This is a genomic window from Bacillus sp. 103mf, from assembly GCF_900116295.1.
GTDB lineage: Bacteria > Bacillota > Bacilli > Bacillales > Bacillaceae_G > Bacillus_A > Bacillus_A bruguierae.
Genome location: NZ_FPAF01000001.1, coordinates 770,407 through 782,365, shown reverse-complemented (window position 1 = coordinate 782,365; position 11,959 = coordinate 770,407). Strand labels below are relative to the sequence as shown.

The window sequence follows — 11,959 nt, the reverse complement described above, 5'->3', positions numbered from 1 at the left end:
GAAATAAAGTGTTAAAAAAACAAACAGTTTGGTTATTAACGATGTTAAGTTTGGTTATTGTACTTTCAGTATACTATGTAATGACTCCAGATAATAAAACAAAAGTTGTAACAACATCATTAGGAGAAGGAGCGAAAGAGAAGCAAGGCTCTGAAAAGGAAACTAGTAAAAAAGAAACAGGTAAGAAAGAAGGAAATGTATCGAGTCATTCAGCTAGTGATGATAGTTTCACAGCACTGCGTTTAAAAATGGAGGATCAGCGTAGTGAAGCAAAGGAAAAATTGCAAGATGTAATGAACTCAACAACCACTTCTGCCGAAGAGAGAAATAAAGCAAAAAATGAATTTGATGCATTGAGCGATTTAGCGACAAAAGAAACGTTATTGGAGACATTAATTAAAACAGAAGGCGGTTTTAAAGATGCGCTTGTACGTGCAGATGGAAATGATGTTAAAGTGACAGTAAAAGCAGCAAAACTTTCTGCAAAAGAAGCAAATAAAATTATACAGCTTGTAAAAAGTGAGACGGGCTTAATGGCAGACGTTCGATATGAAATAGCAAAGTAAAAAGCTATCGATTTTTTCGATAGCTTTTTTTATCTACTAGAAGTTTGTCTAACAATCGTAGTTCAGTTTCTTTCGTTTTTATAGGCGAAATTCGTTGTGAGTGAAAAATCATCGGTTCTTGATGAAGGTGATTACTTTGTCCGCATTTCATTTGAATAAAGAGGGATACACCCCAAATAATAACAGCTGGTAGAAAGAGAATAAGCCAAATGTTCACGTCTCACACCTCACTGTATATGATTCTATCTTTACGATACTACTCTTATATGAAGGGAATATGAAGTGGGTGTAAATAAACTTCAATTACTTAGTAAAAAATATATAAACTCACATAAATAAACGCAAATTGAAAAAACAACATAAAAACCCTTTTCTTTTTCGATGGGCGAGTGCACCTGGCCGTGCATAGAAGCGGTCAGGACCCTTTCCTGATACGCGCTAGATTTAAAACAAAGGGAGTAAGCGAGAGAAGGTCATGTTTTATTCTGCATAGCCACGACCTATATGTTGAGAAAACAATATGGATTTATATAAATGAAGTGGATGAGAGTGTTTTTTTAGGAAGTGGTCTTGCCAATTTTGAGTGAAACTTGGTATTATTACTAGGTAGTAAAATGGCATACTGTTATTTTTACAGGAATTTTCATACATCATACAGAAGAAATAAAATTGGAATGTTGAAAATATTTATCGTAAGATGAATATAGATATAAATACATTTTGATTTTCTAACATATAAGTCACTGCTATGCAGAACAAAAAGTGATTGTCTTTCTTTGCTTTCATATTGCACTTGGCAGGAAAGGGATCTGAACGCTTCTATGCATAGCCAGACGCTCTCGCCCGCATAAAAGAAAGAGGGTTTTATGTCGATTTTTTAATTTGTATTTATAGAGTATGAAACTTCATAGTAGTTTTTCATTGATAGTACGAGAAGAAATTTATGATTGACTGTTCTAGCTGGATTCAGTAAATGGTATTTATTACTGATAGTTTGAGCTGTTACAACAGGAAAAACAAGTATATAGGAGTGGATTTTACATGTTTAAAATTCAAGAAGTTCGTGAATTGATTAAGTTAATTGATGATTCTAATATTGATGAATTCGAATACAAAAAAGATGGTACTACAATTAAGATGAAAAAGCGTGGCAATGAAGTAATTGCTGTGCAACCTGCTCTGGCAGTGCAAAAACCTGTACAAGCTGTAGTGCCAGAAGTAGTTGCTGCACCAGCTCAAAGTGAAGCTCCAAAACAAGAAGCGAAACAAGTATTACAAGATGAGAACTTACTAAAAATTACTTCTCCGATGGTTGGAACGTTCTATGCTTCTCCATCACCAGATGCACCAGCATATGTAAATGTTGGAGATCGCGTAACAGAAGGGAAAATTGTTTGTATCGTAGAAGCGATGAAACTCTTTAATGAAATTGAAGCAGAAGTAAATGGGGAAATCGTTGAAATTCTTGTGAATAACGGTCAGCTTGTTGAATATGGACAACCGCTATTTCTTGTAAAAGCATAATAAGGGAGTCTGGAATCATGATTAAAAAAGTATTAATTGCGAACCGCGGGGAAATTGGGGTACGAATTATTCGTGCTTGCAAAGAAATGAATATTGAAACAGTTGCAATTTATTCTGAAGCAGATAAAGAAGCACTTCATGTACAAATTGCCGATGAAGCATACTGCGTTGGGCCAACTGTATCAAAGGAAAGCTATTTAAACTTAACTAACATTATTAGCGTTGCAAAATTAACGGGTTGTGATGCAATTCACCCTGGATATGGTTTTTTAGCAGAAAATGCTGATTTTGCAGAGCTTTGTCGTGAATGTAATTTGATTTTTATCGGTCCAAGCCCAGAAGCTATTTCAAAAATGGGCACAAAAGACGTTGCACGTGATACAATGAAGGAAGCAGGGGTTCCGATTGTACCGGGTTCACAAGGAATTATTAAAAATATCGAAGAAGCAGTAGCACTTGCAGAGAGAATTGGATATCCTGTTATTATTAAAGCAACAGCGGGCGGCGGCGGTAAGGGAATTCGCGTTGCGCGCACGGAAGAAGAGCTTATAAAAGGAATTCAAATTACACAGCAAGAGGCAAGTACCGCTTTTGGAAACCCTGGTGTATACTTAGAAAAGTATATTGAAGATTTCCGTCATGTAGAAATTCAAGTGATGGCAGATAGCCATGGTAACGTCATTCATTTAGGAGAGCGCGATTGTACAATTCAGCGTCGTTTGCAAAAACTGCTAGAAGAGTCACCATCTCCAGCATTAGATGCTACTATCCGTCAACGAATGGGAGAAGCAGCAGTAAAAGCGGCGGCAGCAGTAGATTATACGGGTGCTGGCACAGTTGAATTTATTTACGAATATAAAACGAAAAGTTTCTATTTCATGGAAATGAATACGCGAATTCAAGTTGAGCATCCTGTAACTGAAATGGTGACGGGAGTAGACCTTATTAAAGAGCAAATTCGCGTTGCATCAGGAGAGCAGTTATCGCTGCAGCAAGAAGAAGTACAATTTAACGGTTGGGCAATTGAGTGCCGAATTAATGCGGAAAACCCTGCCAAAAACTTTATGCCATCTCCAGGTAAGGTAGAAATGTATTTACCGCCAGGGGGATTTGGTATTCGCGTCGATTCAGCTGTATATCCTGGGTATACGATTCCGCCTTATTACGATTCGATGGTTGCAAAGCTCATCGTTTATGGAAAAACACGTGAAGAAGCAATTGCGAAAATGAAACGAGCGTTAAGTGAATTCGTCATTGAGGGTGTACATACGACGATTCCGTTCCATTTACAACTTCTTGACCACCCTGAATTTGTACAAGGTGAATTTAATACGAAGTTTTTAGAACAGCATGATTTAACGGCGCAGTGATACATTTAAAGGAGGTTTTTTTCATGGCTGAACATATGTTAGACATGGGACAAGATACAACTCTTGGTAAAGTAGAAATCGCACCGGAAGTAATTGAAGTAATTGCAGGTATTGCTGCTTCTGAAGTAGAAGGCGTAGCAGCAATGCGTGGTAACTTTGCAACAGATGTTGTTGAGAAGTTAGGAAAGAAAAATCATGGAAAAGGCGTAAAAGTAGAATTAGCAAACGATGATATTATTGTTGATGTTTACGTATTAATGTATTTTGGTGTAGCAATTCCAGTTGTTGCACAAAACATTCAAGATAATATTCGTCAAGCGTTGTTTACAATGACAGGCCTTGAACCGAAAGAAATAAACGTGCATATCGTTGGTGTAACATTTGAAGCACCAAAGACAGAAATCGAGCCAGTATAATGCTGTAAAAGGTGCCTTGTTACTCAGGCACCTTTTTTATCGTTTTGTTTTTTTTTATTCAAACTCAAAAAAATATATTATTAAAAAAAATGAAAAAATTTAAAGGTGAACGCGAGTTTTTGGAAAAAACGTACATTGTGGTATGATATGGAACTTGAAGTTAATCTTTTTATTATTTTTCCGTGAGGGAACTCGTGTATGAAACGATAAATTATGGTATTATCATTGTATTATAAGATTGAAGGGTCAGAAAAAATTATAAAGGGTAAGTAATTCAATGGCTTATAAATTATAATAATATAACAAAACATAAGGAAAGACTTGAAGTACAAAGGAGAGTTATCATGAAACGTAGGACGGCTAGAGAAAGAGCGATGCAAGCACTTTATCAAATGGATATTACCGGAGACTACAATCCGAAAGCAGCAGTAGAAAATACACTTGAAGAAGGCGAAAATACAAATGAATTTTTAGAAGCACTTGTCTTCGGATGTGTAGAGCATAAAGAAGTAATTGATGAGCTTATTCGTCAAAATTTAAAAAAGTGGAAATTAGAACGCATTAGCATTGTTGATCGCAGTATTTTACGACTTGCTGTATATGAAATGAAATACATGGAAGATATTCCGCACAGCGTATCTATTAACGAGGCAATTGAAATTGCAAAAGCATACGGAGACGAGGAATCTCGTCGTTTTATTAACGGCGTTTTATCTAGTATACAGTAAAATTTTCTTGGGCGGGGAACTTCATCCTCGCTTCAGAAAGCTCTTGCCAATCAGACTTTTACGGGCAGTTATCTTTCACCTTTATTCTTTCATTTTTTAGAATGTTAATGTGGAAGCTATACTGCCCGTTAGAGCGGGAGAAAAAAAGTAGCTTTGTAATTTTTAAAGGGGGAATTTTGAAATGGTAGCAGTAATCATCAAAGGAAATGAAGTTGCAGAGAAAAAGCGAGCGCAGTTAAAAGAGAAAGTTACAGAACTAGAAGAACAAGGAATTGTACCAGGGCTAGCTGTTATTTTAGTTGGAGACGATCCAGCTTCTCATTCGTATGTAAAGGGGAAAGAAAAAGGCTGCGAACAAGTTGGTATTTATTCTGAGTTAATTACATTTCCGGATACAATTACACAAGATCGTTTATTAGCGGAAATCGACCGTTTAAATAGTGATGATCGTATTCATGGTATTTTAGTGCAGTTACCGTTGCCAAATCATATTGAAGAGAAAGCTATCATTGAAAAAATTTCTCCTGAGAAAGATGTGGATGGTTTCCACCCAATTAGTATCGGGCGTATGATGACAGGACAAGATACGTTCCTTCCATGTACACCGCATGGTATTTTAGAATTAGTAAAAGAAACAAATCTTGATATTACAGGGAAACACGTTGTTGTTATTGGACGAAGCAATATTGTTGGAAAACCAGTAGGACAACTGTTTTTAAATGAAAATGCAACAGTTACATATTGTCATTCCAAAACAGCGAATATAAAAGAATTAACGAAGTTAGCTGATATTTTAATTGTTGCAGTTGGAAGAGCGAAAATGGTAACAGCTGATTACGTAAAAGAAGGCGCAGTTGTAATTGATGTCGGAGTAAATCGTTTAGAAACAGGAAAACTATGCGGTGATGTTGATTTCGACGATGTATTAAACGTTGCAAGTCACATTACACCAGTACCAAAAGGCGTAGGCCCAATGACGATTACAATGCTATTAGAAAATACAGTATTATCTGCACAGCGCGCAGGTGTTTTTTGTAAATAATTGCATGGCGGCTATGAGGAGAGAGAAATGGAAAAGCAATATTTAACCGTTACAGCGTTAACTCGTTATATGAAAACTAAAATAGAGTATGACCCTCATCTACAGTCTGTTTGGTTAAAAGGAGAAATTTCAAATTTTAAATATCATAGCCGCGGTCATATGTATTTCACATTAAAAGATGAAAATGCAAGAATTGCTGCGGTTATGTTTGCGAGTCATAATCGCAATGTAAAGTTTAGACCAGAAGACGGGATGAAAGTGCTTGTAAAAGGGAAAATTTCTGTTTATGAAGCAAGTGGTTCATACCAGATTTATATTCATGATATGCAGCCAGATGGAGTGGGAAATCTTCATTTAGCATATGAGCAGTTAAAGGCTCGTTTAGAAGAAGAAGGGCTGTTTTCACAAGTATACAAGCAGCCAATACCTGCTTATCCAACAACAATTGGTGTGATTACGTCGCCAACGGGTGCAGCAATTCGTGATATTATAACGACAATTGCACGTCGCTATCCGATTGGAAGGGTAATTGTATTTCCAGTTCTTGTGCAAGGGGAGTTTGCAGCTCCCTCAATTGTACAAGCTATTGAAAAGGCAAATGAAATGAATGGTATAGATGTGTTAATTGTTGGGCGCGGCGGAGGTTCGATTGAAGAGCTGTGGGCATTTAATGAAGAAACAGTGACCCGAGCAATCTTTGCGAGTCAAATTCCAATCATTTCTGCTGTGGGACATGAAACAGATTTTACTATTGCAGATTTTGTAGCGGACTTAAGAGCTCCAACGCCAACAGCGGCAGCTGAACTGGCAGTTCCTCACATTCTTGAATTAGAAGAAAAAGTGATGCAGCGTACACTTCGCTTGACGCGAGCGATGCGTGAGATGTTGAACTATAAGCAGGAACATTTGCAGGCATTACAAAAATCATATGCATTTCGCTATCCAAAGCAATTGTATGAGCAAAAGGAAGAACAATTGGATCGTACAATTGATAAGTTGATGCAAACGAAAGAGCGTTACATAGAAAAGAAGAGCAATCAACTTCAGCAGTTGTCATTTTATTTAGGAAAGCATCACCCTGCGCAAAAAATCGAACAAACAAGGCAGACGTTAGACACATTGCAAAAGCAATTGCAACGTGAAATGCAAACTCTTCTACGAGGAAAAGAGTTTGCTTTTACAAGAGCGATAGAGAAGTTAGAAACGTTAAGTCCTCTTAAGGTGATGATGCGAGGTTACGGTCTTGTTTATAATAATGAGAAACAGGTCTTAAAAAGTGTAAAAGGAATTGGGCTTGGAGATGAAGTTACAGTGCAGCTTCAAGATGGTGTGCTAGACTGTAATGTATGGGGAATAGAGGAGCGTGAACTAGGCGATGGAAAATAAAGTGAGCTTTGAAGAAGCTATTGCAAAGCTTGAACAAATTGTTTCCAAGCTCGAACAAGGTGATGTTCCGCTTGAGGAAGCGATTTCGTATTTTAAAGAAGGTATGGAACTTTCTAAGCTTTGCGATGAAAAATTAAAAGACGTACAAGAACAAATGGCAGTCATACTTGGTGAAAATGGTGAACTTCGTCCATTTTCTACTTTAGGAGAGGAAGCATAATGACGCATGTAGCTTTTGATGCTTTTATGAGAGAAAGTAAAGCGTTAGTAGAAGAAAATCTTGTGCGTTATGCAAATGATTTACAATGTCCGGATGTAATTCGCGAGGCGATGATGTATTCATTAGAAGCGGGCGGGAAGCGCCTCCGTCCGTTACTTTTATTTGCAACACTACAAGCGTTTGGAAAAGATAGAGAATTAGGGATAGGTACAGCTTGTGCACTAGAAATGATTCATACGTATTCTTTAATTCATGATGATTTACCTTGTATGGATGATGATGACTTACGCCGCGGGAAACCAACAAATCATAAAGTGTTTGGTGAGGCCATGGCCGTATTAGCTGGTGATGGGTTGTTAACGTATGCATTCCAAGTTGTAACAGAGCAAGACCATAAAGAAATTACTTCCGAAACAAAACTGCGCATCGCATTGGAACTTGCCAAAGCAGCAGGGCCAGAAGGAATGGTTGGTGGGCAAGTTGCGGATATGGAAGCAGAAGGGAAGCAATTAACTCTTCATGAGCTAGAATATATTCATAAGCATAAAACTGGACGTTTATTAGAATTTGCCGTATTAGCTGGTGCGTTATTATCAGGGGCTACGGCTGAGCAACAAGAAAAATTACTTGCTTTTGCGAAGTATGTCGGACTTGCTTTTCAAATTCGTGATGATATTCTAGATGTAGAAGGAACGGAAGAAGAGATTGGGAAACCAGTCGGAAGCGATATGACAAATGAAAAAAGTACATATACAACGTTATTTACAGTAGAAGAAGCGAAGGGAATTTTGGAAGAAACAATTATAAAAGCAAAAGATGCAATTTCTTCTTTACAATTACAAGATGAATATTTGTTAGTAATTTGCGATTTAATTGCAAAACGCAACCACTAGTATAAGAATGTTTTCATTTGTTGAGCCATTCAGGATTTTATGGTATAAATGTAGACAAAGGTTTTTCTTTTCTTTTTATTGGCAAAAATATACGTAGATTACATTGCCGTTATCACTTTGTGTTAGCGGCTCTTTTTTCATCGTATAAAATAAAGAATATGCTTGATTTTGGTAATTCAATTAAGTACAACCATGTTTTACGGATGTATAATAGTTGATATGACGACAGATTATGAAACGAAAGTGAGTGATCCTTGTGGATCTGACGCAAATTCAAAATCCTAGTTTTTTGAAGGATATGTCTATAAGCGAACTAGAAGCGTTAAGCGAAGATATTCGAAAGTTTTTAATTGAAGAGCTTTCTCAAACAGGTGGACATATTGCTCCAAATCTAGGTGTAGTAGAACTCACAATTGCTTTGCATAAAGTATTCAATAGTCCAAGGGATAAATTTTTATGGGATGTAGGACATCAATCCTATGTACATAAAATTTTAACGGGGCGTGCAAAGGAATTTGGCACATTAAGACAATATAAAGGTTTGTGTGGTTTTCCAAAGCGTTGTGAAAGTGAACATGATGTATGGGAAACGGGACATAGCTCTACTTCTTTATCTGCTGCCATGGGAATGGCACTTGCTCGTGATTTAAAGAAAACGAAAGAGTATATTGTTCCTATTATTGGTGATGGTGCATTAACAGGCGGTATGGCGCTGGAAGCACTAAATCATATTGGACATGAACAAACAGATATGACAGTTATTTTAAATGATAATGAAATGTCGATTGCACCAAACGTTGGTGCATTGCATAACGTACTTGGACGTTTACGTACAGCAGGAAAATATCAATGGGTAAAAGATGAACTAGAATACTTATTGAAGAAAATTCCAGCTGTTGGCGGTAAAGTAGCTGCAACGGCTGAAAAAGTAAAAGATAGCTTGAAATATTTACTCGTTTCGGGTGTGTTTTTTGAAGAGTTAGGCTTCACATATTTAGGGCCTGTTGATGGACATGATTATGAAAGTTTATTTGAAAATCTTCAATATGCAAAGAAAACGAAAGGGCCTGTACTTGTTCATGTCATTACGAAAAAAGGAAAAGGCTATAAGCCAGCTGAAAGTGATGTAATTGGAACTTGGCATGGTACAGGACCGTACAAAATTGAGTCTGGTGATTTTGTGAAGCCAAAAGAAGCTGCACCGGCATGGAGTTCCGTTGTTAGTGAAGCAGTTCGCAAATTGGCAAAGAATGATCAACGTATCGTTGCTGTAACGCCAGCAATGCCAGTTGGATCAAAGCTTGAAAAATTTGCAAAAGAATTTCCTAATCGTATGTTTGATGTAGGGATTGCTGAGCAGCACGCAGTAACAATGGCAGCTGGTTTAGCAACGCAAGGCATGAAGCCGTTTTTAGCGATTTATTCTACATTTTTACAACGCGCTTATGATCAAGTTGTTCACGATGTATGTCGCCAAAATTTAAATGTCTTTTTCGGGATTGATCGAGCGGGATTAGTAGGAGCTGATGGAGAAACACATCAAGGTATATTTGATATTGCATTTTTACGTCATCTTCCGAATATTGTTTTGATGATGCCGAAAGATGAAAATGAAGGTCAACATATGGTATATACAGCAATCAATTACGAAGATGGACCGATTGCGCTTCGTTATGCACGTGGAAATGGAATTGGTGTACCGATGGATAAAGAGTTTAAAGAAATTCCAATTGGTACATGGGAAACGCTTCGTGAAGGGTCACAAGCAGCGATTTTAACATTTGGTACGACAATTCCGATGGCAATGGAAGCGGCAGAATCACTTGAGAAGAAAGGGATTTCTGTAAAGGTTGTGAATGCTCGCTTTATTAAGCCGATGGACGAAGCATACTTGCATGAGCTATTAGGAAAGAATATGCCGATTTTAACAATTGAAGAGGCATGTTTAATTGGAGGGTTTGGTTCTGGTGTGTTAGAGTTTTCTAGTGAGCATGGATATCATAATGCGCTAATTGAGTGTATGGGTATCCCAGATCATTTCATTGAACACGGCAGTGTCTCTAAACTTCTTGAAGAAATTGACTTAACAGCAGATGCAGTTGTTGAACGCATTTGTACAATGATTCCATTAAAACAAAAAAGGGCGTAACAAATGAGCGGAAAAAAAGAACGAGTAGATGTACTATTAGTAGAACGAGGACTTGTTGAAACAAGAGAAAAAGCGAAGCGTGCTGTTATGGCAGGTCTTGTATATGCAAATGAAATGCGTCTAGATAAACCAGGTGAAAAAATACCACAAGATACAGAAATTACAGTAAAAGGACAAGTAATGCGCTATGTAAGTCGTGGTGGATATAAGTTAGAAAAGGCGTTAGAGACGTTTCATATAGATTTGCAAGATAAAATTATGCTCGATATTGGTTCATCAACGGGTGGATTTACGGATTGTGCTTTGCAAAATGGTGCAAAGCTATCATACGCTTTAGATGTAGGATATAACCAACTTGCATGGAAACTAAGACAAGACGAGCGTGTTGTCGTAATGGAACGGACGAATTTTCGTTATGTAACACCTGCTGATTTGCAGCAAGGATTACCGCAATTTGCAAGCATTGATGTATCGTTTATATCTTTGAAATTAATTTTACCTGTATTGAAAACGATGTTAACACCTGGTGGTGATGTTGCGGCGCTTATTAAGCCGCAATTTGAAGCCGGGCGAGAGCAAGTGGGGAAAAAGGGAATTGTTCGGGACCGTAAAGTACATGAAGCAGTTATAGAAATGATTGTCGATTTTGCGCTGGCAGAAGGTTACGATGTTCAAAACTTAACGTTTTCTCCAATTACAGGTGGAGATGGGAACATTGAATTTTTAATTCATTTAAAATGGTATGGTGAGCGTGAACAAGGAGAAAATCAATCTCCTATTCGAGTAGAGGAAGTTGTAACAGAAGCTCACGAAGCCTTGAAGCAAAAGGGAAAAGAGGAATAACAATTGTTGTTCCTCTTTTTACTCATATAGAAAATTAGAATTGTATAATGATTGTAAAAACAATTATGTACAAGTAGCCAATTATACGTTAACATAAATAAGTGAAGTATAATAATGGTAAAACTACGGTAAGAGATAGTGCGAGGTGCAAAAATATGAATAAAGGGCAGCGCCATATTAAAATTCGAGAAATTATTGCGAATAAAGAAATTGAAACGCAAGACGAACTAGTGGATATTTTACGTAATGAAGGTTTTAATGTAACACAAGCAACGGTATCGCGAGATATTAAAGAATTACATTTAGTAAAGGTACCACTTCATGATGGGCGGTATAAATATAGCTTACCAGCGGATCAACGTTTTAATCCACTTCAAAAATTAAAACGCAATCTTGTTGATTCGTTTGTTAAATTAGATACAGCCGGTCATATGCTTGTGTTAAAGACATTGCCAGGTAATGCACATGCTCTCGGTGCGCTGATTGATCATTTAGAGTGGAATGAAATTATTGGCACAATTTGCGGTGATGATACGTGTTTAATTATTTGCCGTACACCTGAAGATACAGGGGTTGTATCAAATCGCTTTTTAAATATGCTGTAACAAAAAGAATCTTGTTTGCTTTATTGCTCAGAAGAGTAAAAAAGTAGACAAGATATTTTTGTTATGGAGAAATAAAAATCCTAAAATAGCATGTGAAAATATATATTTCCATATAGGAATATCAGTATTGTTACATTGACCGTAAAAACAAATGTTTGTTACAATGAAGCAGGTTACATAACATATTCTTCATGAAAAAAGTAACAGAAGAATGTAT

General features: G+C 37.0%; 13 protein-coding genes. 12 read left to right on the top strand and 1 reads right to left on the bottom strand.

The genetic code is table 11. From position 1 onward, the window contains the following. Positions 1-8 precede the first annotated feature (8 nt). Positions 9-566, top strand: a complete 558-nt coding sequence (locus tag BM350_RS03925) for a SpoIIIAH-like family protein (protein WP_090913897.1) — start codon at positions 9-11, stop codon at positions 564-566. A 4-nt stretch (positions 567-570) separates the two neighbouring features. On the opposite strand, the gene BM350_RS03920 is transcribed toward BM350_RS03925, so the two are convergent. Beyond that, positions 571-783 carry a DNA recombination protein RecO gene (locus BM350_RS03920; protein ID WP_090913899.1) on the bottom strand — a complete coding sequence of 71 codons (213 nt, stop codon included), beginning with the start codon at positions 781-783 and terminating at the stop codon, positions 571-573. 824 nt (positions 784-1,607) lie between these two features. Between BM350_RS03920 and accB the strand changes: the two genes are divergently transcribed. The 11 genes from accB (at position 1,608) to argR (ending at position 11,742) form a co-directional block, all read left to right on the top strand. Next, positions 1,608-2,090: an acetyl-CoA carboxylase biotin carboxyl carrier protein gene (accB, locus tag BM350_RS03915; RefSeq protein WP_090913901.1), complete on the top strand. Its 483-nt coding sequence runs from the start codon at positions 1,608-1,610 to the stop codon at positions 2,088-2,090. Between the two features lie 17 nt (positions 2,091-2,107). Further along, on the top strand, positions 2,108-3,460 hold the full coding sequence (gene accC, locus BM350_RS03910) for an acetyl-CoA carboxylase biotin carboxylase subunit (RefSeq protein WP_090913903.1): 1,353 nt from the start codon (positions 2,108-2,110) through the stop codon (positions 3,458-3,460). Positions 3,461-3,483: 23 nt separating this feature from the next. Continuing rightward, positions 3,484-3,876, top strand: coding sequence for an Asp23/Gls24 family envelope stress response protein (locus tag BM350_RS03905; RefSeq protein ID WP_090913905.1), 393 nt, complete (start codon positions 3,484-3,486; stop codon positions 3,874-3,876). 344 nt (positions 3,877-4,220) lie between these two features. After that, complete coding sequence (gene nusB, locus BM350_RS03900; RefSeq protein WP_090913906.1) at positions 4,221-4,604, top strand: transcription antitermination factor NusB; 384 nt, start codon at positions 4,221-4,223, stop codon at positions 4,602-4,604. A gap of 181 nt (positions 4,605-4,785) precedes the next feature. Continuing rightward, the gene (gene folD, locus BM350_RS03895) at positions 4,786-5,646 is read left to right on the top strand and encodes a bifunctional methylenetetrahydrofolate dehydrogenase/methenyltetrahydrofolate cyclohydrolase FolD (RefSeq protein WP_090913908.1); all 861 of its coding nucleotides are present in this window, start codon (positions 4,786-4,788) and stop codon (positions 5,644-5,646) included. A gap of 27 nt (positions 5,647-5,673) precedes the next feature. Further along, the gene (gene xseA / locus BM350_RS03890; protein WP_090913910.1) at positions 5,674-7,032 is read left to right on the top strand and encodes an exodeoxyribonuclease VII large subunit; all 1,359 of its coding nucleotides are present in this window, start codon (positions 5,674-5,676) and stop codon (positions 7,030-7,032) included. Further along, positions 7,022-7,252, top strand: a complete 231-nt coding sequence (locus BM350_RS03885; RefSeq protein WP_090913912.1) for an exodeoxyribonuclease VII small subunit — start codon at positions 7,022-7,024, stop codon at positions 7,250-7,252. The genes xseA and BM350_RS03885 overlap by 11 nt, the downstream gene beginning before the upstream one ends. Further along, a complete protein-coding gene (locus tag BM350_RS03880) occupies positions 7,252-8,145 on the top strand; it encodes a polyprenyl synthetase family protein (RefSeq protein ID WP_090913914.1) in 894 nt (297 codons plus the stop codon). Before BM350_RS03885 ends, BM350_RS03880 begins: the two co-directional genes overlap by 1 nt. Positions 8,146-8,401: 256 nt before the next feature. Continuing rightward, positions 8,402-10,294 carry a 1-deoxy-D-xylulose-5-phosphate synthase gene (gene dxs, locus BM350_RS03870; protein WP_090913917.1) on the top strand — a complete coding sequence of 631 codons (1,893 nt, stop codon included), beginning with the start codon at positions 8,402-8,404 and terminating at the stop codon, positions 10,292-10,294. A gap of 3 nt (positions 10,295-10,297) precedes the next feature. Beyond that, the gene (locus BM350_RS03865; protein ID WP_090913919.1) at positions 10,298-11,137 is read left to right on the top strand and encodes a TlyA family RNA methyltransferase; all 840 of its coding nucleotides are present in this window, start codon (positions 10,298-10,300) and stop codon (positions 11,135-11,137) included. 155 nt (positions 11,138-11,292) lie between these two features. Further along, positions 11,293-11,742 carry an arginine repressor ArgR gene (argR, locus tag BM350_RS03860; protein ID WP_090913921.1) on the top strand — a complete coding sequence of 150 codons (450 nt, stop codon included), beginning with the start codon at positions 11,293-11,295 and terminating at the stop codon, positions 11,740-11,742. The last annotated feature ends 217 nt before the right edge of the window (positions 11,743-11,959 follow it).